Source organism: Amycolatopsis sp. NBC_01286, assembly GCF_035982555.1.
Classification (GTDB): Bacteria; Actinomycetota; Actinomycetes; order Mycobacteriales; family Pseudonocardiaceae; genus Amycolatopsis.
The window spans coordinates 5,443,546-5,469,768 of sequence record NZ_CP108428.1 but is presented as its reverse complement, the minus strand read 5'-3'; the positions used below and the strand labels follow the sequence as shown (position 1 = coordinate 5,469,768).

The following is a 26,223-nucleotide window of genomic DNA, read 5'->3' as shown; positions in this document are numbered from 1 at the left end:
GTGCCGGGTGCGGGACGGGGTCGCTCAGCCCCAGGCCAGCGGCAGCTGCAGCGGCCCGCGCGTCGACAGACCCAGCTTCCAGCCGATGCCGGCCTCGCCGTCGGCCAGCCGCAGCTCCGGCAGCCGCCGCAGCAGCGTGTCCAGCGCGACCTGCAGTTCCATCCGGGCCAGCGGCGCACCCAGGCAGTGGTGGGCGCCGTGGCCGAAGCCGATGTGCGTCGCCTCCCCGCGCAGCAGGTCCAGCACCTCCGGGTCCGAGTACACCGAACCGTCGCGGTTGGCGGACGCCAGCGCGGGCAGCACCGGCTCCCCCGCCCGGACGGTCACGCCGCCCAGTTCGACGTCTTCCGTCGCGTAGCGCGCGATGCCCGCGCCGGTGCCGAGCGGGACGAACCGCATCAGCTCCTCGACCGCCTTCGGCACCAGGCTCAGGTCCGCGCGCAGCAACGCCAGCTGACCCGGGTGCGTGAGCAGCGCGTACACGAAGTTCGGGATCTGGGACGCGGTCGTCTCGTGGCCGGCCACCAGCAGCGTCTGCGCCAGCGACAGCAGCTCCTCCTCCGAGAGCCGGTCGTCTTCGTCGCGGGCCACGACCAGCGCGCCGAGCAGGTCGTCGTGCGGCGTCTCCCGGCGCTGCGCGATCAGGCCCGCCATGTATTCGTTCATCTTCGTCATCGCGTCGAGGACTTCGTCCGGCGTGAACTTCGTCGTCGAGAGGAACGCGTCCGACCAGACGCGGAAGTCGCCGCGGTCTTCGAACGGGACGCCCAGCAGCTCGCAGATCACCGTCACCGGGAACGGCAACGCGAAGGCCTCGACCAGATCGGCGGGCGGGCCCTGGGCGAGCATCGTGTCGACGAGCCCGTCGGCGATCTCCTGCGCCCGCGTCCGCAGCGCGTCGATCCGGCGCATGGTGAACGCCTTCATCACCAGGCGCCGCAGCCGGCTGTGGTCCGGCGGGTCGAGGCTGAGGATGTTGCCCGGCGGCGGCAGGTGCGCAGCCTCGGCTCGTCGCGTCCGGTCGCCGCCGCGCGACTGAAGCGCGGGTCGCCCAGCACCACCTTGACGTCCTCGTAGCGCGTCGCCAGCCAGGCCGGTTCGCCGTAGGGCATGGTGACGCGGCTCAGCGGCTCTTCGGTGCGCAGCTGCTCGAACAGCGGCTCGATGTCCAGCTTTTCCGGCTCGCTGAAGGGATAGGCCCTCGTCATGACGACTCCTCGGCGGTGTTGACGGCACGGTGCCGGTACGGGACGAACACAGCGGCGACGACCGCGAGGACGCAGATCGCGCCGGACACGGTGAACGCGGTGGTGTACGCGCCGACCGTGGGCAGGGGGAGGCCCGGCAGCAGGGTCGCGGCCAGGATCGCCGACGCCACCGCCGTGCCGATGGAGCCGCCGATCGAGCGCAGCGTCTGGTTGACGCTGTTGGCGACGCTCGTCTGCGCGGGGGTGACGCCGCTGTTGAGCAACGTCGGGATCGCGCCGAACGCCAGCCCCAGCCCGAGGCCGAGCAGGCCGGTCGCGACGTAGAAGTGCCAGTGCTCGGTGTGGAAGACGAGCAGGAAGGCGAACGTCGCGGTGGCGACGACCGTGCCGATCACCATCGGCCACTTCGGGCCGACGCGGCGGATCAGCACCGACACCGCGCCGGCGGCGAGCAGCGTGCCCGCGGTCATCGGCAGCAGCGTCAGGCCCGCGCCGAGCGCGTCGGACCCGAAGCCGTACCCGAACCGCCCCGGCGTCTGGACGAACTGGATCACCAGGATGAACGCGCCGTACATGCCGGCGCCGGTGAGGAACGTGGCGATGTTGGTGCCCAGCACGACCGGCGTGCGCATCATCGCGATGTCGACCAGCGGTTCGCGCACGCGCCGCTCGACGACCACCCACGCGACCAGCAGCACGACGGCACCGGCGAACAGGCCGAGCACGGTGGCCGAGCCCCAGCCCCACGCCGGGCCGCGGTTGATGCCGAGCACCAGGCAGACCAGGCCGCCGGCGAGCGTCAGCAGGCCGAAGACGTCGACGTAGAACTTGCCGGCCGTCTCCGGCAGCCGGATCAGCGCGGCGGTGCCGAGCAGGCCGAGCGCGGTGACCGCCGCCGAGATCCAGAACATGCCCTGCGCCGACACGCCCGCCTGCACCAGCAGCCCGGACACGAGCAGGCCCGCGCCCGCGCCGATGCCGGTGAGCGCGCTCAGCAGCGCGATGCTCGAGGGCACGCGCTCCGGCGGGAAGATCGACCGGACGATCCCGATGGCGAGCGGCATCGCCGCGAAGCCCATGCCCTGCAGGGCGCGGCCGGCCAGCACGACACCCACCGACGTCGAGACGGCCACCAGCACCGAGCCGAGCGTGGTCAGCGCGAGCGTCGCCATCAGGACGCGCTTGCGGCCCAGCTTGTCGCCGAGCGAGCCGAGCAGCGGCGTGAACACCGCCGCGGAGAGCATGTTGACGGTCACGACCCAGGAGACGTCGGCCATCGAGACGTCCAGCGACTGCGCGAGGCCGGACAGGATCGGCATGACCATGCTCTGCATGACGACGATCGCGAACGTCGACAGCGCCAGCACCAGCAGCACCGCCGTCGGATGCGACTCCGCGCGCCGGGCGGGCCGCGCGGGTGCCGGGGCGGTGAGGGTGTCGGACACGAGGGACCTCCATGCGATGACTTTGTAGTCAACTGACGACTTACACGGTAACCAGGTGCCGGAAGTCAAGTCAACGAGTGACTACTTAACCCCGCGGTGATCACGCTCACAGCGCGTTTGCGCTGGTCTACACTGCGAAAACCCCGACGAACGGAGATCGGCGATGGACACCGCGGCACCCCGCGCACGCCGCCGCGACGCGGCCGCCACCCGGGAAGCACTGCTGACCGCCGCTCGGACACTGCTGAGCGAGCACGGCGTCGAGGGCACGAGCACCCGGGACGTCGCCGCGCTGGCCGGGGTGAACCAGGCGCTGGTCTACCGCTACTTCGGCTCGAAGGAAAAGCTGTTCGCCGAGGCCGCGGGCCGCGGCTGGGACACGGCCGACACCGTGACGGCGGACGCCCCGCTGAAGGATCTCCCCCGCGCCCTGCTGGAGCGCGCCCTGAACGTCGGCGCCCAGCATCCCGGCGACCTCTCGGGCCTGGTGACGGCGGCGAACGACGACATGATCCGGGCCGTGGTGCGTGAGCGGATCGAGCGCGCGTTCGGCGAGCAACTGGCCCCGCGCCTGAGCGGCCCGGACCGCGAGCTGCGCGCGGAACTGCTGGCCGCGGTGATCACCGGGATCGCCGTGCTGCGCGGCAAAGTGGGCACGAAGGCCCTGACCGCCGCCGACCGCGAGGCGCTCGGCGCGTACGTCGACCGCATGGCCGCTCCCCTGCTCGACCTCGACTGAACCCCACCCCTGGTCGCTTCCCGTAGAACTTTTCGTCGTAGATATTGTCAACAATTTCATCGACGATTAGGGTGCGAGTCATGCTCATCGACTGCCACGGGCACTACACCACCGCGCCGCCGGCACTGGCCGCCTGGCGCGAGCGGCAGGTCGCCGCCCTGGCCGGCGGGCCCGCGCCGGACCGCGCCGACCTGCGGATCAGCGACGACGAACTGCGGGCGACGATCGAGCCGAACCAGCTGCGGCTGATGGACGAACGCGGCATCGACCTGACGATCTTCTCGCCCCGCGCGTCCTTCATGGCCCACCACGTCGGGGACTTCGCGACGTCGTCGGCGTGGGCGGCGCTCTGCAACGAGCTCTGCTACCGCGTCAGCACGCTCTACCCCGGGCGGTTCGCGCCGGCCGCGATGCTCCCGCAGTCCCCCGGCGCCGACCCGGCCACCTGCGTCCCGGAGCTGACGCGGTGCGTCGAGGAGTACGGCGCCGTCGCGCTGAACCTCAACCCCGATCCCTCCGGCGGCCACTGGACGGCGCCGCCGCTCACCGACCGGTCGTGGTACCCCGTCTACGAAAAGATGGTGGAGTACGACGTCCCGGCGATGGTCCACGTCAGCACGAGCGTGAACCCGGCCTTCCACACCACCGGCGCGCACTACCTGAACGCCGACACGACGGCGTTCATGCAGCTGCTCCAGGGTGACCTGTTCGCGGACTTCCCCACGCTGCGGCTGGTCATCCCGCACGGCGGCGGCGCGGTGCCCTACCACTGGGGCCGGTTCCGCGGCCTGGCGCTGGCGCTGGGCAAGCCGCCGCTCGAAGAACACCTGCTGGGCAACGTCTTCTTCGACACCTGCGTCTACCACCAGCCCGGTTCGGACCTGCTGTTCGACGTCATCCCGGCGAAGAACATCCTGTTCGCCTCGGAGATGATCGGCGCCGTGCGCGACGTCGACCCGTCAACCGGCCACCACTTCGACGACACCCGGCGCTACGTCGAGGCCGCGAAACTGTCCGAAAAGGACCTGGCCGCGATCCGGGAGCACAACGCCCGCGCCGTCTACCCCCGCCTCGACGCCCTGCTGACGCGCCAAGGCCGGTGAGGAAGCCCCATGACCGAACCGAAAACCCCCGGCTGGCTCGACTGGTACGCCCACCCGTCGAAGCCGGAGTTCCGGCTGCCGCCCGGCACCGTCGACGCGCACTGCCACGTCTTCGGCCCGCAGGCCGAGTTCCCCTTCGCGCCGGAACGCAAGTACACCCCGTGCGACGGCGGCAAGGACGACCTCTTCGCCCTGCGCGACCACCTCGGCGTCACGCGCAACGTGATCGTCCAGGCCACCTGCCACGGCGCGGACAACTCCGCCATGGTCGACGCCGTCCGCGCGGCGGGCGGCCGGGCGCGCGGGATCGCGACCGTCCGGCCGGACGTCGGCGACCGCGAACTGCGTGAACTCGACGCCGCGGGGGTGCGGGGCGTGCGCTTCAACTTCGTGAAGCGCCTGGTCGACGCCGCCCCGCACGAAGCGCTGGCCACCATCGCGCAGAAGATCGCGCCGCTCGGCTGGCACATCGTCCTCTACTTCGAGAGCGTCGACCTGCCCGAGCTGGCAGGGTTCTTCGGCTCGCTGCCCACCCCGCTCGTCGTGGACCACCTGGGGCGGCCGGACGTCACGCAGCCGGTCGGCGGGCGGGAGTTCGGCCGTTTCCTGCGGTTCGTCGAGCGCAACGACGTCTGGGTCAAGGTCAGCTGCCCCGAGCGCCTGACCGTGACCGGGCCGCCCGCCCTCGGCGGCGAGCGGCACGCCTACCGCGACGTCGTCCCGTTCGGCCGGCGCGTCGTGGCGGAGTTCCCCGACCGCGTGCTGTGGGGCAGCGACTGGCCGCACCCCAACCTCTTGGGCCACATGCCGGACGACGGCCTGCTGGTCGACTACGTGCCGCAAGTGGCGGTCACGGCCGAACAGCAGCGGAAGCTGCTCGTGGCCAACCCGGCGCACCTGTACTGGCCCGGCAATGACTGACGCCTGAGCGACAGGAACTCCCATGCAGCAAGCGAACTCCCTGAACCGGCTGAACCGCCTGCCGATCTCCCGGTTCCACAAGATCACCCTGCTGGCCGTCTCGTTCGCCTACTTCTTCGAGTTCGCGGACATCAACAGCTTCGCCACCACCGCGCCCAAACTGATCAAGCTGTGGGGCGTGACGGTCGACCAGGTCGCCTACGTCACGTCGTTGTCGTTCGTCGGGATGTTCTTCGGCGCGGTCATCGCGAGCGGCCTCGCCGACCGGTGGGGCCGCAAACGCGCGTTGCTGTGGACGACCTTGTGGTTCGGCGTCTTCTCCTTCGCCGCCGTCTTCTCGTGGGACGTCGTTTCCCTCGGCGTGTTCCGCGTCCTGACCTCGGCCGGGCTTTCGGCGATGACCGTCGTCGCCGTCATCTACGTCAACGAGCTGTACCCGGCCGCCAGCCGCGGCAAGTACCAGGCCTACGCGATCGTGATCGGCATCTGCGGCACCCCCGTCACCAACCTGATCGCCAGCGCGGTGGTGCCGATCAACGACTGGTCGTGGCGGCTGGTCTACCTGTGGGGCGCGCTCGGCGTGCTGCTCGTCTTCTTCACCCGGCGCCTCAAGGAGTCACCGCGCTGGCACGAGAGCCGCGGCGACCACGCCGAGGCGGACCGGATCCTGCGGGAGATCGAAGAGCAGGTCGAGGCGGAGCAGGGGCCGTTGCCCGAGCCCGAGCCGCCCGTCGAAGAAGCGCCGGTGACGAAGGCGCCGCTGCGCTTGCTGTTGCAGAAGAAGTACCTGTACCCCACCTTGCTGCTGACCGTCGTGTGGGTGACGCAGACGATCGGCTTCTTCGGCTACTCGAGCTGGGCGCCCACGCTGCTGGCCCAGGAGGGCTTCAGCGTCGAGAAGTCGGTCTTCTACGTGGCGCTGACGACCGTCGGCGCGCCGCTCGGGTCGTACCTGGCCGCCCTGGTCACCGACCGGTTCGAACGCAAGTGGTGCCTGGTCGCCTTCGGCACGGTCATCGCGCTGTGCGGCCTGCTCTACGGGCTGACGTTCAACCCGGTCCTGATCGTGGTCTTCGGGTTCCTGGTGAACCTGTTCGAACGCGGCTACACCGCCCTCGGCTACGCCTACTCCCCCGAGCTGTTCGACACGCGGAGCCGGTCGCTGGGCACCGGCGTCTCCTACGGGCTCGGGCGGCTGTCGAACGCGGCGGGTCCCCTGATCGTGGCCGCGCTCTACACCGGCAGCGGCTATCGGAGCGTGTTCTTCTTCATCGCCGGGACCTGGCTGGTCGGCGCGGTGGTCCTGGCCGTGTTCGGCCCGCGGACCCGCCCGTCCGCCGTCACCCGGGCGGAACCCGATGTGCCGATTCGCGGGTAACCGCCGCCGGCCCGGGTAACCCTCCTCGGTAGAGGACGTCGCACCCCCGGGTGCGCGCCCTCGGGAGGAGTCACATCGTGCCTGTGAACTGGACCACGGCGGACCAGCCAGGCTGGCAGACCCTGGACGTGGCCGGCACCGACCCGTCAGGTCTCGCCGATGCCCGGATGTGGGCCGAGTCGCGGATGACCGCGCTCGGGGACCTGCATCGGCTGGACGCGCTGTTGATCGTCGGAGAACTGCTGGACAACGCCTACCTGCACGCGGGCGGGCCGGTCGAACTGCGGCTGCGCTGCACCTGCGGGCCGTGCGAGGTGACCGTCGCCGTCGCCGACGTCGGCACCGGGGAACCGCGGTTGCGGGTCCCCGGCCGGGACGGCGGGCGCGGCCTGCGGGTCGTCGACCAGCTGTGCCTCGCGTGGGGCGTGAGCCACCACGACGACGGCAAGCTCGTATGGGGCCGCCTGCGCTGCGCGGAGACGGAAGAGCCCTGCCCGCGGGCGAGTTAGTCAGTTCGAAGCAGCGAGCGGGCCGAGCTAGCCGGTCGTGAGGTCCGGCAGCAGCGTCAGCCAGGCCAGGGCCTCGGAAAGGTCGGCGTGCAGCGGCAGGACGCGTTCCAGCCCGAGCACGCTGAGGGGGCGCAGCACCGCGCGGCTGCGGGTGACGACGGCGAAGGGCACGCCGGCCGCGTGGGCGTCGGCGGCGGAGTTGAGCAGGACGGTCAGCGCCCGGGCGGCGCAGAACGTGACGGCCGAGGCGTCGACGACCAGGGCGCGCGGCCGGAAGGCGAGCTCCCGCTCGATGAGGCCGGCGAGGTGATCGGTGACGCTGATGTCGAGCTCGCCGGTGGCCGAGAGCACGGCGGCGTCGGCGGTGATGAGCACGTCGAAACTCGCGATGGCCGCTTGACCTGCGGGGTCTCTGGGCCGGGGCAGCGGAATCATGGTCATAGGCGAAGCCTCCTGGGGGAACCGTGAGGCCAAACCGCTCGTGCACCAGTCCAGTCCCACACCGGCCCCTGACGGGGTCGTGGGTCTCGGGGTGCGACGGCTGCCGGTTGAACCGCTGCCGGCCGACCGTACCGCACTCCCGGGCCCGCGGCGGTGTCACCCGTTCAGCGCAACAGCTCACAGCGGCGTGTCGCCGGACGCCCGCGCACGCCCGGTCCTACGCGCCGGGTTGGGCTGTTCACTCTCCGTTCACCGCAACGTCATCAGCGGAAAGCCGCCGCGCTCTCCCCGGCGTCGGCGATTCCGGACCACGACGGCCCGGTGGTCCACAAAGGACCGATGTGCGCTCGCTCGAGTTCGACGTACCGAAACGACGGCATCCGGCCGTCCCCGTCGTTTCCCCGAGACAAAGAGCGAATTATATCGACACTTGATTAGCTCATTCGATCGACGACGTACGCGTCGGTATGTCGACTGCTACGCTCCACAGTGGATCGGGCATTTATCGTGCGTTCGGTCACAGTCGCACTACGGACACCAACGTTCAAGGAGCAGCCCCATGGCCCAGAAGGTCCTCGTCGAAATGCTGGACGACATCGACGGCAGCCCGGCCAGCCACACCGTTCCGTTCGGCCTCGACGGCGTCAGCTACGAGATCGACCTTTCCGACGAGAACGCCGCCGCGCTGCGCGAGGAGCTCTCCCGGTTCATCGCGGCGGGCCGCAAGACCGGTGGCCGCAAGGTGCGCGTCGCGACCGGCCAGTCGACGGCGGCGAGCTCGGCCGACCGCGAACGCTCGCGCGCGATCCGCGCCTGGGCCAACGAGAACGGCTACGACGTCTCCGAGCGGGGCCGCCTGTCCTCGGAGATCGTCAACGCCTACGACGAGGCGCAGCTGCAGGCCGCCGCCCCGGCGCCGGCGCGCAAGCGGGCGCCGCGCAAGAAGGTCGCCGCCGCGAAGAAGTAGTGCCGTGCCGGCCGATCTCTGGGGAGCGATCACGAAGGCCGATCCACCGGCGGCGAGGACACTGCTCACTCGCCGCCGGTGGATATCCTTCCGGCCGGCCGCCTGATTCCGGCTCGGTCGTTTCCGAGCTCGGCTGTTTCAGGAAACGCCAGCCGGACAGGCGTTGTCATTTCCCAGCTCACCGCGGGTGAATGCCGGTGGATTTCAGTCGCAGGCCGCCGCGCCGGGCGCGGCCATTCCGCGCCACAGCAGATCCGCCAGGGCCGCCGCGTCCCGCCGCCACTGGCCGTTCGGGTCGAGGTGCAGCAGCCCGCCGAGCCCCCGCAGCACCGTCACCGGATCCAGGTCCGCGCGGACCACGCCCGCCTCGGTGGTCGCCGCCAGCAGCGTCGAGACCGCGCCGACCATCGCTTCGTACGCGCTCGCCGGCAGTTCGCCGCGTGACGCCGTCGCCGCGCGCAGGGCGTCCGCCAGCCCGCGTTTCGTCATCATGTAGTGCGCCAGGTGGTCTGTCGCCCAGACGCGGAACGCCTCCGCCGGCGCGTACTTCTCCAGCAGCACCGGGACGACGTCGACCAGGTGCCGCACCTCGCGTTCGTAGACCGCCAGGATCAGCGCCTCCGGCGTCGGGAAGTGCCGGTACACCGTGCCGACGCCGACTTCGGCGTGCTTCGCGATCGCGTTGAACGAGACCTCGCCCGTCGCGGCGAGCGACTCGCCGGCCGCGACGAGGATGCGCTCGTGGTTGCGCCGGGTGTCGGCGCGCCGGGGGCTGACGGAACCCGTAGAGCCTGCCGCGCCGCTCGTCATCGTCCCTCCCGGTGGTGGATCCGTTCGCCGGTAATCTAGTGCAGCGCCGCCCCGGCCTGGAGCAACTCCAGCTTTCGGGTTCGTTGCGAGCCGGATTGTAATCCGCTAACCTCGCGAAAAGGTGAAGCGGATGAGTATCCGGTACACCACGCTCCCACCACGCCGCCAGCTCCCCACCCGGACGATCCGCGGAAAGAGACCAGTGGACATCTCACTCGAAGTCAATGGCAGTACCGAGCACCTGGACGTCGATCCCGGCGTGACCCTGCTCGACGCGCTGCGCGAGCGCCTCGACGTCACCGGCCCGAAGAAGGGCTGCGACCGGGGCCAGTGCGGCGCCTGCACCGTGCACGTCGGCGGCCGGCCCGTGCTCTCGTGCCTCACTCTCGCCGCCACCGTGCAGCAGCCGGTGACCACCGTCGAAGGACTGTCCACAGGGGACGACCTGCACCCGGTGCAGCGGGCCTTCGTGGACCAGGACGCGCTGCAGTGCGGGTTCTGCACCTCCGGCCAGATCATGTCGGCGGTCGCGGCCGTCGAGCAGGACGTCACCGACGTGCGCGAGTTCATGTCCGGCAACCTCTGCCGGTGCGCGGCCTACCCGAACATCGTCGCGGCGGTCCAGCAGGCGAGGCGGGTCGATGCGTCCCTTTGAGCTGACCGCGCCCACCACCCTCGACGACGCCCTCGCCACGCCCGGCACCTTCCTCGCCGGCGGCACGACGCTCGTCGACCTGATGAAGCTGAACGTCCTCACCCCGCGCCACGTCCTCGACATCAACAACGTCCCGCTGCGCGGCATCGACACCGCCGATGGGCTGCGCTTCGGCGCGCTCGAGCGGATGAGCGATATCGCCGCGCACCCCGGGGTGTACCCGGCGATCTCCCGCGCGCTGCTGCTGAGCGCGTCGCAGCAGCTCCGGAACATGGCCAGCATCGGCGGGAACCTGCTGCAGCGCACGCGCTGCTCGTACTTCCGCGACGTCGCCACGCCGTGCAACAAGCGGGTGCCCGGCAGCGGCTGCCCGGCGCTCGAAGGCGCCAACCGGATGCACGCGATCCTCGGCAGCAGCGACTCCTGCGCGGCGACGCACGCGAGTGACGTCGCCGTCGCCCTGGTCGCGCTCGACGCCGAGCTGCGGCTGGCCGGCCCGGACGGCACCCGCACGGTGAAGCTGGCCGAGTTCTACCGGCTGCCGGGCGACACGCCCGAGGTGGAGAACGACCTGCGCACCGGCGAGCTGATCACCGAGGTCGTCGTCCCCGAGCTGGCCTGGGCGGCGAACTCCACCTACGTCAAGGTGCGCGACCGGCAGTCCTACGAGTTCGCGCTGTGCTCCGCCGCCGTCGCGCTGGACGTCCGGGACGGCGTCATCGCCGACGCCCGGATCGCCGCGGGCGGTGTCGGCACGGTGCCGTGGCGGCTGCCCGCCGTCGAGGACGCGCTGCGCGGCAAGCCCGCCACGCAGGCCACCTTCGAGGCCGCCGTGTCCGGCGCGGCCGACGGCGCCCGGCCGCTGTCCGAAAACGCTTTCAAGGTGCCGCTGCTGAAGCGGACCCTGATCCGCGCCCTGCTCGAGCTGACCGAGGGGACCGCCCGATGACCGCCGCCCGTCTCGACGCGCCGGTGAAGGTCACCGGCCGGGCCAAGTACGGCGCCGACCACAACGTGCCCGGCATGGTCTACGGCTACGTCGTGCTCAGCACGGTCGCCCACGCCGAGCTCGAAGCCATGGACGTCACGGCGGCGAAGAGCGCGCCCGGCGTGCTCGGCGTGTACTCCCCGTTCGACCCGCTGGAGCTGCGCACCCCGGTCTCGCCGCTGTTCGGCGAGACGTGGGTGCCCATGCAGGACAAGGAAGTCGCCTACTACGGCCAGGCGATCGGCTTCGTCGTGGCGGAGACCTTCGAGCAGGCCCGCGACGCGGCGATGCTCGTCGAGGTCACCTACCGCGCCAAGCCGGCGCTGACGTCGCTGGAAGACGGCCTCGCCGCGGCGGAGGACGCCCCGCCGGGCCGGGACGGCACCCCGTCGACGTTCGAGGTCCTCGAAGACGGCGTCGAATCCTTCGACGACGCGCTGGCGGGGAGCCCGGTGATCGTCGAAGCGACCTACCACACGGCGACCCAGAACCACGCCGCGATGGAGCCGCACTCGGCCGTCGCGGTCTGGGACGACGGCGAGCTGACCGTCTACAGCGGAAACCAGGGCGCGCACCTGCAGGCCCAGGAACTGGCGAGCGCGCTGCAGCTGGACGTCGCGGCCGTGCACGCGCTGAACCCGTACGTCGGCGGCGCGTTCGGCGGCAAGGGCCGCACCTCGGCGCCGGCGTTCCTGGCCGCCGCCGCGGCCCGGGCGCTCGACCGGCCGGTGAAGGCCGCGCTCACCCGCGAGCAGGTGTTCACCGCGACCGCGGGTCGCGCGGCGACGGTCCAGAAGATGACGCTCGGCGCCGAACGCGACGGCACGCTCGTCGCCCTGCGCCACGACTCCTGGTGCAGCACCGACATCCACCGCGCGTTCGTCGAGCCGACGTCGCACGGCACGTCCCGCGAGTGGTACGCCACCCGCAACCTGCACATCAGCCAGAAGGTGGTGCCGCTGAACATCCCGCCGACGACGTTCATGCGGGCCCCCGGCGAGGCACCCGGGTCGTTCGCGCTGGAGAGCGCGATCGACGAGCTGGCCGTCGCGCTGGACATGGACCCGATCGAGCTGCGCATGCGCAACAACTCGACCGCGCCGCCCGGGCACGACCTGCAGTGGTCGAGCAAGCACCTCGACGAGTGCTTCCAGATCGGCGCGCAGCGGTTCGGCTGGGAGCACCGCAAGCCGCACGGGCACACCGACGGCGACTGGGAGGTCGGCCTCGGTACGGCCACCGCGATGTTCCCGGCCCTGCGGTTCCCGACGACCGTCGGGATCACCCTGCAGGCCGACGACACCGCCGTCGTCGCGACGAGCGGCGCGGACCCCGGCACCGGCCTGCTGACCGTGCTTTCCCTGGTGGGCGGCGAATCGCTGGACATCGCGCCGGAGAAGATCGTGCCCAAGCTCGGTGACTCGTCGCTGCCGCCGGGTGGGCTCTCCGGCGGCTCGACCGCGACGGCGAGCGTCGGCACGGCCATCATGATCGCCGCGACCAAGGCCATCGACGAGCTGGTGGCGCTGGCGGCCGACCCGGGCGCGCCGTTCGCGGGCGCCGAGGTCACCTACGCCGACGGCCGCGTGCTGGCCGACGGGAAGTCGATGACGTTCGGCGAACTGCTGCGCGCCGTCGGCCGGACGTCGCTCGAGGTGACGGGTTCGTCGGCTCCCGGCGAGGAGCTGACGAAGCACTCCTTCAGCTCCTTCGGCGCGCAGTTCTGCGAGGTCCGCGTGCACAAGTGGACGCGCGAGGTGCGGGTGTCGCGGATGCTCGGCGTCTTCGACACGGGCCGGATCATCAACGCGCGGGCGGCCCGCAGCCAGCTCATGGGCGGGATGATCTGGGGCGTGTCGGCCGCGCTGCACGAGGGCCTGGAGGTCGAGGCGAACGGCCGGCTCGCCAACGGCGACTTCGCGAGCTACCTGCTCCCGGTGAACGCGGACATCCCGGAGGTCGACGTCCACTTCGTCGAGTACCCGGACACGCTGCACAACGCCGTGGGCGCCAAGGGGCTCGGCGAGATCGGCACGGTCGGGATGGCCGCCGCCGTCGCCAACGCCGTGTACAACGCCACCGGCGTCCGGGTCCGCCACATCCCGATCACCATCGAGGACCTGCTGGCGGAGGCCCAGTCGAAGTAGCGATCCCGGCGGCCGCTCCCCGATGACACGCTCGACGTCGTCCGGGAGCGGCCGTCGTCGTTTCCGCGGTACGGCAGCGAGTGTGTCCACAAAGGACACACCGCAGCCGGGTCCGGCGACCTCGCGTGGTGTCACCGAGCGGTGCCGGAAAGTCACGTCCATCTGCTGAGTTGCGCACCAGGACTCACCTCTCCGAGGCAGCCGGCCCCGCCGTTACCCTTCCGCGACGATCACGGGCCGATTCGCCCATGACGCGGCCCCTCCACAGTCCTAGGCTGACGGGCGACACCGAGGAGTCCCCCGAGAATGCTGATCGACGACCTGGCCGCCGCCCTGCCGGCCGACCGCCTGGTCCGCGACCCGGACGTGCTGCGCAGCTTCGCCCACGACGAGGCCGAATGGGCGCCCTGCGCGCTGCCCGTCGTCGTGGTCCGGCCGCACACCGCCGAAGAGGTCCAGACCGTGGTGCGCCAGTGCATCCGGCACGGCGCGCCGCTGGTCACCCGCGGCGCCGGCACCGGGCTGTCCGGCGGCGCGAACGCCGTCGAAGGCTGTGTGGTGCTGGTGACCGACCGGCTGCGCGCCATCAAGGAGATCGACGAGCAGGAACGGCTCGCGGTCGTCGAGCCCGGCGTGGTCAACGACGACCTGCGCGCCGCCTGCGCCGAGCGCGGGCTCTGGTACCCGCCGGACCCGGCGAGCTCGCCGTGGTCGACGATCGGCGGCAACGTGGCGACCAACGCCGGCGGCGTCTGCTGCGTCAAGTACGGCGTCACCCGCGACTACGTCCTGGCGATGCAGGTCGTGACCGGCACCGGCGAGCTCGTCCGGCTCGGCCGCCGCACCGCGAAGGGCGTGGCGGGCTACGACCTGACCGGGCTGATGGTCGGCTCCGAAGGCACCTTGGGCGTCATCACCGAGGTCACCGTGCGGCTGCGCCCGGCGCGGGCCGCCGAGCGCACGGTGGCCGGCTACTTCGACACGACGGTCGCGGCCGGGGAAGCCGCCGCGGCGGTCGCGGCCCGCGGCGTGCTGCCCTCGGCGCTCGAACTCGTCGACCGGCACTGCCTCGCCGCGGTCGACGCGTGGAAGAACATGGGCCTGAGCACCGACGCGAACGTCGTGCTGCTCGGGCGCACCGACGCACCCGGCGCGCAGGGCGAGCACGAAGCCGCCGTGCTGCTCGAATGCTTCGAACAGGCCGGCGCGACGTGGGCCGCCCAGTCGACCGACCAGGCCGAGGCGGACGCGCTGTTCGACGCCCGGCGCCTGGCCTACCCGGCGCTGGAACGGCTCGGGCCGGTGCTCACCGAGGACGTCTGCGTGCCGACGCGGGCCGTGCCCGAGATGCTCGCGCGGATCGACCGGGCCGCGCTGCGCCACGACGTCGTGATCGCCAACATCGCGCACATCGGCGACGGCAACCTGCACCCGCTGCTGGTGACCCCGCCCGGCGACGAGACCGCGCGCAAGAACGCCCAGGCCGCGTTCGACGACATCATCGCCGACGCGCTCGACCTCGGCGGCACGGTCACCGGGGAGCACGGCGTCGGCCTGCTCAAGCAATCCGGCCTGACGCGCGAGCTCGGCCCGGCGGTGCTCGAGCTGCACCGCGCGGTCAAACGGGCGCTGGACCCGCACCAGATCCTCAACCCCGGCAAGGTTTTCCACGAAGGGACCCCCGCATGACCGAGCCCGTCGTCCCCACCACGTCCGGCGCGGTCCGCGGGGAGCTCACCGCCGCCGGCGTCGCCCGGTTCCGCGGCGTGCCGTACGCCGCCGCGCCCGAGGGCGAGCTGCGGTTCGCCGAGGCCGTGCCGGCACCGCCGTGGGAGGACGTGCGCGACGCGCGCAGACCGGGGCCGACCGCCCCGCAGCGCCACCGCGACTTCCCGGGCCTCGACCTCGGCCCGATCGTCGGTCCCGGCTGGCGGCCGGGACCGGAGTACCTGACGGTCGACGTCTGGACGCCGGACCCGGGCGCGGCCGGGCTGCCGGTGCTCGTGTTCGTGCACGGCGGCGCGTTCATCGGCGGCACCGGCTCGGCCTCGGTCTACGACGGCACGGCGTTCGCGCGGGCCGGTGCGATCCTGGTGACCGTGCAGTACCGGCTCGGCGTCGACGGGTTCCTGCCGCTGGACGGCGGCGTGACGAACCTGGGCCTGCGCGATCAGCTGGCGGCGCTGCGGTGGGTGCGGGAGAACATCGCGGCGTTCGGCGGCGACCCCGACAACGTCACCCTGGCCGGCGAGTCCGCCGGCGCGGTGAGCGTCGCGTGCCTGCTCGCCTCGCCGCTCGCGACCGGGCTGTTCCGCCGGGCCATCGTCCAAAGTGGACACCCCGACATGGTGCGCGGCGTCGTCGAGGCGCGGCGGCTCGCCCGCGTCGTCGCCGACGAGCTGCGCGTCGAGGCGACCGCCGAGGCGTTCCGCAAGGTGTCGACCGAGCAGCTGCTCGACGCCCAGGACGCGGTGCTGCGCCCGGGTGGCGCGCCCGACCTGCGCGACGCCCTGGGTTACGACCGCGGTTACGGGATCAGCCCGTTCCTGCCGATGGTCGGCGACGACGTGCTGCCGCAGCACCCGGGCAAGGCGATCAAGGCGGGCGCTGGGGCCGGCGTCGACCTGATCGTCGGCAGCTGCCGCGAGGAGATGCGGCTCTACCTGGTGCCGACCGGCGTGCTCGAAGCCGTCACCGACGACCAGGCCGTCGCGTCGCTGGCCGTGTCGCACCCCGACCCGGCCGGTGTCCTGCAGCGCTACGGCCTCGGCGGCGACCGCGTGGCGGGCGAGGTGCTCGTCGACGCGCTGACCGACCTGGTCTTCCGCGACTCGGTGCGGGACCTGGCCGAGAACCACGCCGGGCGCACCTACCGCTACGAGTTCGAGTGGCGCTCCCCGCTGATGGACGGCCGGCTGGGCGCGTGCCACGGCCTGGAGCTGCCGTTCGTCTTCGACGCGCTCGACGTGCTGTCCGGGCCGCGCGGCCTCCTCGGCGAGCACGCGCCGCGGCAGCTGGCCCACGACCTGAACGGCGCCTGGTACCGCTTCGCCACCACCGGCTCGCCGGGCTGGCTGGCCTACACCGGCGAGGACACCACATTCCACGCGGGCGCCACCTACTGATCACGTCCCGGCCGCCCGCTCGTACGGCGGGCTTTGGTCCACCAGGGCAGACTTGTCAGCCGGACGGTTGACTGTGCCCTGGCCGCGCTGTCAGGCTCAGGCCGCCCGGACGGCCGGATGAATGGGGACATCGATGCCCGAGGCGGGCTTTGGCGCGCCGCCGCGCGCGTACGTCCGCACGCTGCTGCGCAACGGCACGCCCGTGGAGACGGCGGACCCGGACGCCGACGGGGCCGACCTCGCCGCGGTCGGCGCCGCGACGCTCGCGCGGGCCTCGCGCTACTGGGTCGTCGTACCGCTGGCCTACCGGATCGCGACGTTCATCAAGGTGTTCATCGGGTACACCGCCGCCAACGGCTCCCTCGGGCTGGGCCCGGTGCTCTCGGCCACGGTGTTCGCCGTCGTCGTCAACACCGCCGCCGTGGTGTGGGTGCTGCGGGCCGGCGGCCTGCGGGGCCGCGTCACCGGCCGCGCCCTCGCGCTGGACCTGGCGATCGGCGTGGCGCTCAACTTCGCCGTCGCGGTGAGTGCCCCGGCCGCGGTGCAGCCGTTCGCCGTCGACGTCACCTGGACGTGGCTGGTCGGCGCGGTCGCGATGTGGGCGGGCACCTCCGGCATCCCGACGGCGCTCTGGCTGTTCGCCGCGGCCCTGCCGCTCCGCTCGGCGCTCACCCTGGCCGGCGGCCTCCCGCTGGACGACCCGCTCGTGCTGACCCGGTCGGTCGGCTGCATGATCGCGCTCGCGGTCGCCATCGTGCTCGGCGCGGGCATCCTCATCCTGCTCGGCGTCGGCACCCGGTTCGCACTCGACATCGGGCTGCGCCGCGGGCGCGAGGCCGAGCGCCACCGGACCCGGCGCATCATGCACGACAGCGTCCTGCAGACCCTCGAAGCGCTGGCGATCTCGGCCCCCGGGGACGACGCGCAGGCCGTCGCCCGGCTCAAGGAGCTGCGCTCGGTCGCCAAGGCCGAGGCGGCCGAGCTGCGCCGGAAGATCACCGAGCCCGTCCAGTCCGGTTCGTCGCGCGGCTTCGCCGTCGAGCTCGCCGACGTCGCGACCGAGATGGCCCGCGACGGCCTGCGCACCCAGCTCGTCGCCGCGGACTTCGCCGACGACGACCAGCTCTCGCAGGACCGCCGGACCGCGATGTGCGAGGCGGTCCGGGAAGCGTTGCGCAACACCGTGAAGCACTCCGGGACCAAGCAGGTCGTGCTGCGCGTGGAGGAACGCGACGGCGGGATCGCCGTGGTCGCGCGGGACCAGGGCCAGGGCTTCGACGTCCAGGACCGCCCGCCCGGCTTCGGCATCACCCAGTCCATCATGGCGCGGCTGGCCGAGGTCGGCGGCCGCGGCACGGTCGACTCGCAACCGGGCCGCGGCACCCGCGTCACCCTGTGGGTGCCCAGCTAGGCGTCCCGCGACAACGGCCTTGCGCTGCCGGGCAAGACCGCGGGCCGCCGCGCGGCGCACGATGCCGGGGCATCGGTGCCGCAGCGGAGGAGACGTCCATGGCCGGATCGGAAGCGGGCGCCCTGCGCCGGGACGCCCTCGGCACGCCGGGGGTGGTGTTCCTCGTGCTGGCCGCGGTCGCCCCGCTCACCGGCATCATCGTCGTGGCCTCGCTCGGGATCGCCCTCGGCGACGGCGGCGGCATGCCCGGCGCGTTCCTGCTCGCCGCGGTGATCCTGGTGCTCTTCGGCGTCGGCTACGCCCAGATGAGCAAGGTCGTCGTCGGCGCGGGCGGGTTCTACGGCTACGTCACGCGCGGGCTGGGCCGCCCGCTCGGGCTGGTCGCGGCGCTCGTCGCGCTCCTGGGCTACAACTGCTTCGTGGCCGGCGCGGTCGGCACGAGCGGGTTCTTCACGGCCAACGTCGTCGAGCAGGTCTTCGGGTGGCACACGCCGTGGCCGCTGTGGAGCCTCGTGTCGGCCGTCGCGGTGTTCGCGCTCGGGCGGCGCGGGGTCGACGTCAGCGCGAAGGTGCTCGGGGTGTCGCTGGTGCTCGAGGTGTCGATCCTGCTCGTGCTCGACGTCGCGATCGCCGTCCGGACCGGCCTGGACGTCCACGCCTTCCACCCCGGCGTGGTGTTCTCCGGCTCGGCCGGGATCGCCTTCCTGTTCGCCTTCAACGCTTTCGTCGGGTTCGAGGCGACCGGCCTGTTCAGCGAGGAGGCCCGCGACCCGCACCGGACGATCTCCCGCGCGACCTACACCGCGATCGTGCTGATCGGCGTCTTCGCCGCGGTCACGACGTGGGCGGTCGTCAGCGCGACCGGCGTCGAGCAGGCCGGGGCGGCCGCGCGGGACCACCTCTCGGCGGGTGACCTCGTGTTCGCCATCAGCGGCACCTACCTGGGCCCGGTCCTCACCGACGTGATGATGCTGCTGCTGGTCGTCAGCCTGTTCGCCGCGCTGCTGGCGCTGCACAACTCCGCGACGCGGTACCTGTTCGCGCTCGGCCGCGCCCGTGTGCTGCCCGCCGTCCTCGGCCGGACGAACCCCGGGAACGGCGCGCCGTACGTGGCCAGCGGCACGCAGATCCTCGTCGCCACGGCGATCGCGGCGGCCTACGCCCTGGCCGGGCTGGACCCGCTGGCCGACCTCACCGCCAGCATGACCGGCATCGGCACGCTGGGCATCATCACGCTGCAGGCCATGGCCGGGATCGCCGTGGTCGCGTTCTTCCGCCGCCGGCGCGACCCCCGCCTCTGGCGCACGGCGGTGGCGCCCGCGCTCGGCGGCCTCGGCCTGATCGCCGTGACGACCCTGGCGATCCTCAACTTCCCCACCCTCGCCGGCTCCGACGCGCCCGCGATCGCCCTGCTGCCGTGGCTGCTGGCGGTGGCCCTGGTCGCCGGCCTGGCCCTGGCGGTCTGGCTGCGACGCCGGCGGCCGGACGTCTACGCGGGCCTGGCCGACCTCGACGGCTGACCCGGCGGGCGTTGGCCAGATCCCGGCGCTATCTGGCCTTCCAGCCACTCCCGGTGTCGCGGGCGGGCCGATAACTTCGGCTCGTCCCCGCACGACTGAGGAGTTCCGTGTCGAAGTTCCTGCTCTCGGTGCACGTCCTGGCGGCGATCCTGGCCGTCGGCCCGGTCGCCGTCGCGGCCAGCATGTTCCCCGCGGCCGTGCGCCGCGTCGCCGCCGGTGGCGATCTCACCACGGTGACCGTGCTGCACCGGATCTGCCGCGTCTACGCCTACGTCGCCATCGCCGTGCCGGTGTTCGGCTTCGGCGTCGCGGGCACCATGCACGTCATGGGCGACCCGTGGCTGATCGTGTCCATCGGGCTGACGGCCGTCGCGGCCGCCGTGCTGGCGTTCGTGGTGCTGCCCGGCCAGCGGCGTCAGCTGGCCGCACCCACGCCGGGCACCGTGAGCCGGCTGGGCATGACGACCGGGGTGTTCAACCTGCTCTGGGCCGCGGTCACCGTGCTGATGATCGTCCGGCCCGGCTCGTCGACCGGCGCCTGACTCAGGCCGGCACCCGCACCGCGACGAAGTCCGGCCGGTGCCGCAGGACGAACCCGAGCGACCGGTAGAGCCGGATCGCCGAGGTGTTGCGCGCGGCCGCGTGCATCATCGGCGTCTCTCCGCGCTCGCGGATGCCGAACGCGACCGCGTGCACGAGCCGCGTCCCCAGGCCCTGCCCGCGGAACGCCGGGTCGGTGCAGACGGCGCTGATCTCGGTGTAGCCGGGCGGGTGCAGCCGCTCCCCGGCCATCGCCACGAGCGCGCCCTCACGCCGGATCCCGAGGTAGGTGCCGAGCTCGACGGTCCGCTTCCGGAACGGCCCGGGCTGCGTCCGCGCGACGAGGTCGAGCATCTCCGGCACGTCCGCGGGCCCCAGCCGCACGGCTTCCGGGTCTTCGGCGGCCGCGACCCCCTCGTCGACGAGCTGCACCCCCGGGAGCGCCTCGATCACCTCCCACCCGGCCGGCGGCCGGGCGAAGGTGGAGGCGACGACCACGGTCGCGCCGGGCCCGCCCAGCGTCGCGACGTCGCGCCAGTCCTGCTCACCGGGGTCGTCGGGCAGCCCCAGGAAGGGCGCGACGTCTTCCGGGTACCGCAGCACGCGCCCCTGCCGCTCGGCGAAGCGGGCGTGCGGCCCGGCCAGCGACGTCCAGGTCGGGTTGTCCAGCGGAGAAGACATGCGCTACCTCGGGGGTTCCGGCTCGGGGTGATCACCCGCCAGGATGCGTCGAAAGCCCCGCCGCGCGCCGCCGCTCCCACATCGTGAGCGCGCGCTCAGCCGACCGTGGTCAGCTCGTCGTCCGAGAGCACCTGACCGCCGTCCGACACCACGAGCCTGCCGCCGCCGACCTGGTAGCTGTACTGGCCGTTCACCGCGACGAAGCCGTCGCCCGAGGGCTGGGCCGGCAGCGTGATGTGGGTGTCGTCCGACGCCCCCTGCCCGCGGGCCTGGCCGTCGTAGAAGATCCGGCCGTCGGGGGTCTTGCAGACCGTGACGACGGACTTGACCGTCTCCCCCACGAGCAGCGCCGTGCCCGCGCCGCCGGGCAGGTAGCGGGCGGCGTCACCCGGGCACGGCTTCCCGGCCGGGGTGGACGACGTCGACGGCGGGGCCGACGTCGAGGACAGCGCGGGTGGAGCGGGCGGGGTGACGCCGTTCGCGGTCGTGACGACCGTCTTGGTCGTCGGCACCGCGGGTGTCGTGTACTGCGGGAACGGCCCGGACGCGGCCGGCGAGGGCTTCGGGCGCCCGGCGAACAGCAGGACGCCGGTCACCGCGACGGCGGCGACCACCATCAGGGTGAGCAGCACCCACAGCGCCCGCGCGCGGGCCCGGCCGGGGGCCAGGCTCGCGCAGGTGCCGCACCGCTGCGCGGCGGCGTCGTTGACCGCGCCGCACTGCGCGCACGTCCAGGGGGAACCCGCCATCGGGCCTCCTTCGGCCCCGGCGCGGTCTCGGGCACGCCGGTCCTCCATCGTCACCGACGACGGCGCCGGCTGCAACGCCCCGGATCGGGCTAGTGCCCGATGTTCACCATCCACGGGATGCAGAACTTGTCGATGCAGCAACCGAATTCGTCGGCCCACGCCTGCTTTTCGAACGGAACCGTCACGGTGCCGCCCGCGCTCAGCTTGTCCCAGTAGGTCCGCAGGTCGTCGGCGTCGTCCCCGCTGAGGCTGACCGTGATGTTCGTACCCGGGTGGTATTCCATCCCTTCGGGGGTGTCGGACGCCATCAGCGTGTAACCGCCGTCGGTGTCCAGCTGCGCGTGCATGACCTTCTCGGCCTCCGGCCCGTCAGGGGCGCCGAATGACCCGAACGTGTGCACGGTGAGCTTGCCCCCGAACACCGTCTCGTAGAACTCCATGGCCTGGCGGGCGTTGTCCTCGAAGCTCAGGTACGGGTTCAGTCGGGAAGCCATGGCGCTCTCCTTCGGTCGGAAGATGCAGCATCCTCGCAGAAGCCCGTGACCACGCCAAACGCGAAATTTTCAGACGACGAAGCGGCGGTGCGCGTGCGGTTCCAACGGGAGCGAGCCGTGCAGCGCGGCGCGGGCGCGCAGCTCCAGCGCGCGGTCCAGGGTGCCCGTCCCGGGCGCCGCCGCGGCGTGGAAAGTGCCGCGCCCGAACAGGTACACCAGCTGCAGCCGGCCGTCCCGGCGGCCGTCCGGGTCGGCGAACTCGACGCTCGCGAAGCGCAGCGCGCCGCCGTAGCCGGCCCGCGCCAGCCGGTCGGCGACGTCCACCAGGTCACCGGTCAGCACGCGCAGGTCGCGGTTGCGGCGCCAGCAGCGGACCGTCGAGCGGCCGTAGAGGTCCTGGGTCACCAGCGGGTGCACCGGCAGCTTGGCCGACGTCGCGGCGAGCAGCTCGGCCTCGGTGCGGTCCAGCGCATCGCCGTCCACCTTGAAGCTCAGCGTGCCGCCGCCGGTCGGGATCAGGCCGAGCGCGCCGCGCACCCGCGGAGCGGCCGCGGCGAGGCTGTAGAGGGACTGCAGGTTCGGGCGGGAAGTCCAGCAGCGGACGAGTTTGCTGTCCAGCAGGGTCACGGGCGGGGTGTCCATTCTCCGGTCGAGATGACGCCGGGCCGGGCACGCTGGCAATGTCCACAGTGGACGTCAGGTGCGGGGTCGCGGGGTCGGAAAGGACAGCATGCTCCCCGCCCCGGCGATTCCGGTCCGGAACCGGCCGATCACGCGGCGAACGGCGCCGGGGTGCCGCCGAACGGTCGACGTCACAGTGGTTCAGCCGATCAGCGGTACCCCTTTCACGGGGTCGTGATGACGACCTTCCCGAAGTTCCCCCGGCCCGCGAAGTGCCGGAACGCTGCGTCGGCGTCCCCGAACGGGTGAACGCTGTCGATGACCGGTCCGATCGGGCGGACGGCGAGCCGCCGCACGAGGTCCTCGGTGTCCTCGCGGCTGCCGACCCAGGTCTTCCGGACGGTCGCGCCGCTGCGGAACAGGTCCGTGAAGCCGATCGGCGCCCCGCCCGCGCCGACGAAGCCGACGAGCGCGATCTCGGCGTGGTGCGTCCCGGCCGCGACGAGCGACTGCGCGAACGTGCCGGGCCCGCCCACCTCGACGATCCGGTCCGCGCCGCGGCCGCCGGTCGCGTCGAGCACGGCCCGGCCCCACTCGGGCGTCCCGGTGTAGTCGATCACCGTGTCCGCCCCGAGTTCGGTCAGCTTGGCCGCCTTCTCGGCGCTCGACGTCGTCGCGATCACGCGCGCGCCGTGCGCCTTCGCCAGCTGCAGCGCGAACAGCGAGACACCGCCGGTGCCGAGGGTGAGCACGACGTCTTCCGGCCCCAGCGGCGTGCCGCCGTGGAGCGCCGTCCAGGCCGTGACCGCGGCGCACGGCAGCGTCGCACCCTGCTCGTAGGTGAGCGGCTCCGGCAGCGCGACGAGCGCGTTTTCGGAGACGGCGCGGTGCTCCGCGAGCCAGCCGTCCTGGGCGTTCCCGTACCCCCGCAGGGTTTCCGCGGCCGGGAGGCGGCCGCCGATCCAGTTCGCGTGGAAGGTGTTGATCACCCGGTCGCCGACCGCGAAGCGCGTGACACCCTCGCCGACCGCGGCGATCTCGCCGGCGGCGTCGGACACCGGGATCAGGTTCCCGGGCCCGGTGGTGAAGTGGTCGCCGTTCAAGATGAGCAGGTCGCGGTAGTTCAGCGACGTCGCCCGGACCCGGACCAGCACCTCACCGCGCTGCGGCTCGGGCACGGGTTCCTCCAGCTGGACCAGGCTGCCGGCCGGACCGGGACGGTAGACGAGCACGCGAGCACTCCTTCATGTTAACCAATCGACTAACATCGACCATGGCACACGATCCCGCGAACCCGCAACCACGAGGGATACTCGGTCCATGGCCAGCCGCACCGCGACCCCGCTCGAGCACCCGGCGCTCGAGGACGTCTCGTTCGGCGTGGCCCTCGAGGCCTTGCGCGACCCGCACCGGCTGACCATGATCGCCGCGCTCGCCCGCGCACCCGGCCAGTCGTGCGGCGCGATCATGCCGCCGGTCAGCAAGCCCGCGGCGTCGCGGCACTTCAAGATCCTCCGCGCGGCCGGCCTGCTGAAGCAGTGGGACAGCGGCACGCAACGGCTGAACGCGCTGCGGCGCGAGGAGTTCGACGCGCGGTTCCCCGGCCTGCTCGACCTGGCCCTCGCCGAGGCCGCCCGCCTCCCCCGCTGATCCGGACCTTCCCCCCGCTTTCTCGCCAACCAGACATTTAGCATTGCTAATAGTTCTGAGTCAGAGCTACTTTGGGCGCATGACCGAACTCGCCGAACGGCTCCTGGGCACCGTCCAGGGCATCCGCCGGGTGGTGCGCCGCCGGGTCCGGGCCGACGTCCCCGGCTTTCCCCTGCCCGGCGCGCAGGTCGAGGTGCTGCGCGTGGTCGCCGACCACCCCGGCGTCGGCGTCGCGGCGGCCGCGCGCGAGCTGCACCTGGCGGCCAACTCGGTCAGCACCCTGGTCAACCAGCTCGTCGAAGCCGGGCTGCTGCACCGCGAACCCGACCCCCTCGACCGGCGCGCGACCCGGCTGGAGCTCACCGCCGCGGCCACCGACCGGATGGCCGCCTGGCGCCGCGCCCGGACCGGCCTGGTCGCCGCCGCCCTCACCGAACTGTCCGAAGAGGACAAAGCCGTGATCGAACAAGCCTTGCCGGCACTGGAAAAACTCATGGGCATCCTGAAGGAGCGGCCGTGACCGAACCCGCGGTGCGGTGCACCGACCTCACCCACTCCTTCGGCGCGACCCGCGCGGTGGACGGCGTCGACCTGGAGATCCACCCCGGCGAGGTGTTCGGCCTGCTCGGCCCGAACGGCGCCGGCAAGACCACCACGCTGCGGATGATCACCACGCTGCTGCCCACCGGGCCCGGCCGGATCACGGTGTGCGGCCTCGACGTCGCCCGCCGGAAGATGGCCGTGCGGCGGCTGATCGGCTACGTCCCGCAGCAGCTGTCCGCCGACGGCGCGCTGACCGGCCGCGAGAACGTCGCCCTCTTCGCCCGGCTCTTCGACGTCCCCCGCGCCCGGCGCGCCGAGGAGGTCGGGCGCGCGCTCGACCTGGTCGGCCTGACCGGCGACGCCGACCGCACGGCCAAGGGCTACTCCGGCGGCATGATCCGCCGCCTCGAACTGGCCCAGGCCCTGGTCAGCTCCCCGCGACTGCTCATCCTCGACGAGCCGACGATCGGGCTCGACCCGGTCGCCCGCTCGGCGGTGTGGGAGCGGATCGCGCAGATCCGCGCCGAGACCGGGATGACCGTGCTCGTCACCACGCACTACATGGACGAGGCCGAGCAGTACTGCGACCGCGTCGCGCTGATGCACACCGGCAAGATCCGCGCGCTGGGCACCCCGGCCGAGCTCGAGGCCGACCTCGGCCCCGAGTCCACTTTGGACGACGTCTTCCGCGCGGTCACCGGCGACCGGCTCGCGAGTGAAGAAGGAGGGATCCGCAGTGTCCGTGCCACTCGCCGCACCGCCCGCCGTCTCGGCTGACCCCGGCCCGCTGCGCCAGCTGCGCATCCTGGCCGCGCGCGTCGGCGCGATGTGCCTGGTGGAGCTGCAGAAGCTGCGCCGCGACCAGACCGAACTGCTCACCCGCGCGATCCAGCCCGCGCTGTGGCTGCTGATCTTCGGCGAGACGTTCACCCGGCTCAAGGCCATCCCGACCGGCTCGACGCCCTACCTCGACTACCTGGCGCCCGGCATCCTCGCGCAGTCGGCGTTGTTCATCTCGATCTTCTACGGCATCCAGATCATCTGGGAACGCGACGCGGGCGTGCTCGCCAAGCTCCTGGTGACGCCGACCCCGCGCGCGGCCCTCGTCGCCGGGAAGGCGTTCGCGGCCGGGGTCCGCGCGCTCGTCCAGGCGTTGATGGTGCTGATCCTCGCCGCGATCCTGGGCGTCGGGCTGACCGTGAACCCGCTGAAGCTGCTCGCGATGGCCGTCGTGCTGGTGCTCGGCTCGGCGTTCTTCTGCTGCCTGTCCATCGTCATCGCCGGAGTCGTGCTGTCGCGCGAACGGCTGATGGGCATCGGGCAGGCGATCACGATGCCGCTGTTCTTCGGGTCGAACGCGCTCTACCCGGTGGACCTGATGCCGGGCTGGCTCAAGGTGCTCAGCCACGTCAACCCGCTGAGCTACCAGGTCGACGCCCTGCGCGGGCTGCTCATCGGCACCCCGGCCCACCTCGGGCTCGACTTCGCGGTGCTGATCGTGGCAACGATCGTGGCGATTTCGGTCGCTTCGGCCCTGCTCGGCAGGTTGGCCCGGTGAGGCACATGTCTCACCGAACG

General features: G+C 72.4%; 26 protein-coding genes and 1 pseudogene. 18 read left to right on the top strand and 9 right to left on the bottom strand.

The genetic code is table 11. The features are described 5' to 3' along the window. Positions 1-24 precede the first annotated feature (24 nt). Positions 25-1,208, bottom strand: a pseudogene (locus OG570_RS26305) (cytochrome P450). Continuing rightward, entirely contained in the window at positions 1,205-2,653 is a 1,449-nt protein-coding gene (locus tag OG570_RS26295; protein WP_326951923.1) for an MFS transporter, read from the bottom strand. The pseudogene OG570_RS26305 and the gene OG570_RS26295 overlap by 4 nt, the downstream one beginning before the upstream one ends. A 163-nt stretch (positions 2,654-2,816) precedes the next feature. Here OG570_RS26295 and OG570_RS26290 point away from each other — a divergent pair, with 163 nt between their 5' ends. From OG570_RS26290 to OG570_RS26270, 5 genes are all read left to right on the top strand, one after another. Next, positions 2,817-3,392 carry a TetR/AcrR family transcriptional regulator gene (locus tag OG570_RS26290; protein WP_326951922.1) on the top strand — a complete coding sequence of 192 codons (576 nt, stop codon included), beginning with the start codon at positions 2,817-2,819 and terminating at the stop codon, positions 3,390-3,392. Positions 3,393-3,472: 80 nt separating this feature from the next. Next, positions 3,473-4,495, top strand: a complete 1,023-nt coding sequence (locus OG570_RS26285; protein WP_326951921.1) for an amidohydrolase family protein — start codon at positions 3,473-3,475, stop codon at positions 4,493-4,495. Positions 4,496-4,504: 9 nt separating this feature from the next. Continuing rightward, positions 4,505-5,416, top strand: a complete 912-nt coding sequence (locus OG570_RS26280; protein WP_326951920.1) for an amidohydrolase family protein — start codon at positions 4,505-4,507, stop codon at positions 5,414-5,416. A gap of 22 nt (positions 5,417-5,438) precedes the next feature. Then, the gene (locus OG570_RS26275) at positions 5,439-6,794 is read left to right on the top strand and encodes an MFS transporter (RefSeq protein ID WP_326951919.1); all 1,356 of its coding nucleotides are present in this window, start codon (positions 5,439-5,441) and stop codon (positions 6,792-6,794) included. A 77-nt stretch (positions 6,795-6,871) separates the two neighbouring features. Next, a complete protein-coding gene (locus tag OG570_RS26270) occupies positions 6,872-7,303 on the top strand; it encodes an ATP-binding protein (RefSeq protein ID WP_247054377.1) in 432 nt (143 codons plus the stop codon). Between the two features lie 27 nt (positions 7,304-7,330). Here OG570_RS26270 and OG570_RS26265 read toward each other — a convergent pair whose 3' ends face one another. Further along, positions 7,331-7,744, bottom strand: coding sequence for an STAS domain-containing protein (locus tag OG570_RS26265; RefSeq protein ID WP_247054379.1), 414 nt, complete (start codon positions 7,742-7,744; stop codon positions 7,331-7,333). 559 nt (positions 7,745-8,303) lie between these two features. Between OG570_RS26265 and OG570_RS26260 the strand changes: the two genes are divergently transcribed. Then, positions 8,304-8,711, top strand: coding sequence for a histone-like nucleoid-structuring protein Lsr2 (locus OG570_RS26260; protein WP_247054381.1), 408 nt, complete (start codon positions 8,304-8,306; stop codon positions 8,709-8,711). A 204-nt stretch (positions 8,712-8,915) separates the two neighbouring features. On the opposite strand, the gene OG570_RS26255 is transcribed toward OG570_RS26260, so the two are convergent. After that, entirely contained in the window at positions 8,916-9,521 is a 606-nt protein-coding gene (locus tag OG570_RS26255) for a TetR/AcrR family transcriptional regulator (RefSeq protein WP_326951918.1), read from the bottom strand. Between the two features lie 202 nt (positions 9,522-9,723). On the opposite strand from OG570_RS26255, the gene OG570_RS26250 reads away from it, so the two are divergent. The 8 genes from OG570_RS26250 to OG570_RS26215 all read left to right on the top strand — a co-directional run bounded on the left by OG570_RS26250 (position 9,724) and on the right by OG570_RS26215 (position 19,909). Next, a complete protein-coding gene (locus tag OG570_RS26250; protein WP_247064444.1) occupies positions 9,724-10,176 on the top strand; it encodes a (2Fe-2S)-binding protein in 453 nt (150 codons plus the stop codon). Further along, positions 10,163-11,125 carry an FAD binding domain-containing protein gene (locus tag OG570_RS26245; RefSeq protein ID WP_326951917.1) on the top strand — a complete coding sequence of 321 codons (963 nt, stop codon included), beginning with the start codon at positions 10,163-10,165 and terminating at the stop codon, positions 11,123-11,125. Before OG570_RS26250 ends, OG570_RS26245 begins: the two co-directional genes overlap by 14 nt. After that, positions 11,122-13,311, top strand: coding sequence for a xanthine dehydrogenase family protein molybdopterin-binding subunit (locus OG570_RS26240; protein WP_326951364.1), 2,190 nt, complete (start codon positions 11,122-11,124; stop codon positions 13,309-13,311). The genes OG570_RS26245 and OG570_RS26240 overlap by 4 nt, the downstream gene beginning before the upstream one ends. A gap of 306 nt (positions 13,312-13,617) precedes the next feature. Further along, entirely contained in the window at positions 13,618-15,000 is a 1,383-nt protein-coding gene (locus tag OG570_RS26235; RefSeq protein WP_326951365.1) for an FAD-binding oxidoreductase, read from the top strand. Continuing rightward, a complete protein-coding gene (locus OG570_RS26230) occupies positions 14,997-16,436 on the top strand; it encodes a carboxylesterase/lipase family protein (protein ID WP_326951916.1) in 1,440 nt (479 codons plus the stop codon). The genes OG570_RS26235 and OG570_RS26230 overlap by 4 nt, the downstream gene beginning before the upstream one ends. A gap of 133 nt (positions 16,437-16,569) precedes the next feature. Continuing rightward, on the top strand, positions 16,570-17,847 hold the full coding sequence (locus OG570_RS26225; protein ID WP_326951367.1) for a sensor histidine kinase: 1,278 nt from the start codon (positions 16,570-16,572) through the stop codon (positions 17,845-17,847). A 98-nt stretch (positions 17,848-17,945) separates the two neighbouring features. Next, entirely contained in the window at positions 17,946-19,367 is a 1,422-nt protein-coding gene (locus tag OG570_RS26220) for an APC family permease (protein ID WP_326951915.1), read from the top strand. A gap of 107 nt (positions 19,368-19,474) precedes the next feature. Then, positions 19,475-19,909 carry a hypothetical protein gene (locus OG570_RS26215; protein ID WP_326951914.1) on the top strand — a complete coding sequence of 145 codons (435 nt, stop codon included), beginning with the start codon at positions 19,475-19,477 and terminating at the stop codon, positions 19,907-19,909. 1 nt (position 19,910) lies between these two features. On the opposite strand, the gene OG570_RS26210 is transcribed toward OG570_RS26215, so the two are convergent. The 5 genes from OG570_RS26210 to OG570_RS26190 form a co-directional block, all read right to left on the bottom strand. Beyond that, positions 19,911-20,588: a GNAT family N-acetyltransferase gene (locus OG570_RS26210; protein WP_326951913.1), complete on the bottom strand. Its 678-nt coding sequence runs from the start codon at positions 20,586-20,588 to the stop codon at positions 19,911-19,913. Between the two features lie 95 nt (positions 20,589-20,683). After that, positions 20,684-21,337 (bottom strand): hypothetical protein, encoded by a 654-nt coding sequence (locus tag OG570_RS26205; RefSeq protein WP_326951912.1) that lies wholly within the window; start codon positions 21,335-21,337, stop codon positions 20,684-20,686. An 89-nt stretch (positions 21,338-21,426) separates the two neighbouring features. Continuing rightward, positions 21,427-21,831, bottom strand: a complete 405-nt coding sequence (locus OG570_RS26200; RefSeq protein WP_326951911.1) for a VOC family protein — start codon at positions 21,829-21,831, stop codon at positions 21,427-21,429. Positions 21,832-21,900: 69 nt separating this feature from the next. Beyond that, complete coding sequence (gene pspAB, locus OG570_RS26195; RefSeq protein ID WP_326951373.1) at positions 21,901-22,473, bottom strand: PspA-associated protein PspAB; 573 nt, start codon at positions 22,471-22,473, stop codon at positions 21,901-21,903. Between the two features lie 203 nt (positions 22,474-22,676). Beyond that, positions 22,677-23,684 (bottom strand): zinc-dependent alcohol dehydrogenase family protein, encoded by a 1,008-nt coding sequence (locus OG570_RS26190; protein ID WP_326951910.1) that lies wholly within the window; start codon positions 23,682-23,684, stop codon positions 22,677-22,679. Between the two features lie 88 nt (positions 23,685-23,772). On the opposite strand from OG570_RS26190, the gene OG570_RS26185 reads away from it, so the two are divergent. The 4 genes from OG570_RS26185 to OG570_RS26170 all read left to right on the top strand — a co-directional run bounded on the left by OG570_RS26185 (position 23,773) and on the right by OG570_RS26170 (position 26,203). Further along, positions 23,773-24,102 (top strand): ArsR/SmtB family transcription factor, encoded by a 330-nt coding sequence (locus tag OG570_RS26185; RefSeq protein ID WP_326951909.1) that lies wholly within the window; start codon positions 23,773-23,775, stop codon positions 24,100-24,102. A 79-nt stretch (positions 24,103-24,181) separates the two neighbouring features. Next, a complete protein-coding gene (locus OG570_RS26180) occupies positions 24,182-24,622 on the top strand; it encodes a MarR family winged helix-turn-helix transcriptional regulator (protein WP_326951908.1) in 441 nt (146 codons plus the stop codon). Further along, positions 24,619-25,422, top strand: coding sequence for an ABC transporter ATP-binding protein (locus OG570_RS26175; RefSeq protein WP_326951907.1), 804 nt, complete (start codon positions 24,619-24,621; stop codon positions 25,420-25,422). Before OG570_RS26180 ends, OG570_RS26175 begins: the two co-directional genes overlap by 4 nt. Next, the gene (locus OG570_RS26170; RefSeq protein WP_326951906.1) at positions 25,382-26,203 is read left to right on the top strand and encodes an ABC transporter permease; all 822 of its coding nucleotides are present in this window, start codon (positions 25,382-25,384) and stop codon (positions 26,201-26,203) included. The genes OG570_RS26175 and OG570_RS26170 overlap by 41 nt, the downstream gene beginning before the upstream one ends. Positions 26,204-26,223 lie beyond the last annotated feature (20 nt).

Bases quoted from the DNA above. Each gene is read 5' to 3' on its own strand.
- OG570_RS26185 (WP_326951909.1), top strand. From the start codon at position 23,773: ATGGCCAGCCGCACCGCGACCCCGCTCGAGCACCCGGCGCTCGAGGAC.
- OG570_RS26220 (WP_326951915.1), top strand. From the start codon at position 17,946: ATGGCCGGATCGGAAGCGGGCGCCCTGCGCCGGGACGCCCTCGGCACG.
- OG570_RS26240 (WP_326951364.1), top strand. From the start codon at position 11,122: ATGACCGCCGCCCGTCTCGACGCGCCGGTGAAGGTCACCGGCCGGGCC.
- OG570_RS26205 (WP_326951912.1), bottom strand. From the start codon at position 21,337: ATGGCGGGTTCCCCCTGGACGTGCGCGCAGTGCGGCGCGGTCAACGAC.
- OG570_RS26275 (WP_326951919.1), top strand. From the start codon at position 5,439: ATGCAGCAAGCGAACTCCCTGAACCGGCTGAACCGCCTGCCGATCTCC.
- OG570_RS26285 (WP_326951921.1), top strand. From the start codon at position 3,473: ATGCTCATCGACTGCCACGGGCACTACACCACCGCGCCGCCGGCACTG.
- OG570_RS26180 (WP_326951908.1), top strand. From the start codon at position 24,182: ATGACCGAACTCGCCGAACGGCTCCTGGGCACCGTCCAGGGCATCCGC.
- OG570_RS26255 (WP_326951918.1), bottom strand. From the start codon at position 9,521: ATGACGAGCGGCGCGGCAGGCTCTACGGGTTCCGTCAGCCCCCGGCGC.
- OG570_RS26280 (WP_326951920.1), top strand. From the start codon at position 4,505: ATGACCGAACCGAAAACCCCCGGCTGGCTCGACTGGTACGCCCACCCG.
- OG570_RS26225 (WP_326951367.1), top strand. From the start codon at position 16,570: ATGCCCGAGGCGGGCTTTGGCGCGCCGCCGCGCGCGTACGTCCGCACG.
- OG570_RS26265 (WP_247054379.1), bottom strand. From the start codon at position 7,744: ATGACCATGATTCCGCTGCCCCGGCCCAGAGACCCCGCAGGTCAAGCG.
- OG570_RS26210 (WP_326951913.1), bottom strand. From the start codon at position 20,588: ATGTCTTCTCCGCTGGACAACCCGACCTGGACGTCGCTGGCCGGGCCG.
- OG570_RS26235 (WP_326951365.1), top strand. From the start codon at position 13,618: ATGCTGATCGACGACCTGGCCGCCGCCCTGCCGGCCGACCGCCTGGTC.
- OG570_RS26200 (WP_326951911.1), bottom strand. From the start codon at position 21,831: ATGGCTTCCCGACTGAACCCGTACCTGAGCTTCGAGGACAACGCCCGC.
- pspAB (WP_326951373.1), bottom strand. From the start codon at position 22,473: ATGGACACCCCGCCCGTGACCCTGCTGGACAGCAAACTCGTCCGCTGC.
- OG570_RS26290 (WP_326951922.1), top strand. From the start codon at position 2,817: ATGGACACCGCGGCACCCCGCGCACGCCGCCGCGACGCGGCCGCCACC.
- OG570_RS26230 (WP_326951916.1), top strand. From the start codon at position 14,997: ATGACCGAGCCCGTCGTCCCCACCACGTCCGGCGCGGTCCGCGGGGAG.
- OG570_RS26245 (WP_326951917.1), top strand. From the start codon at position 10,163: ATGCGTCCCTTTGAGCTGACCGCGCCCACCACCCTCGACGACGCCCTC.
- OG570_RS26260 (WP_247054381.1), top strand. From the start codon at position 8,304: ATGGCCCAGAAGGTCCTCGTCGAAATGCTGGACGACATCGACGGCAGC.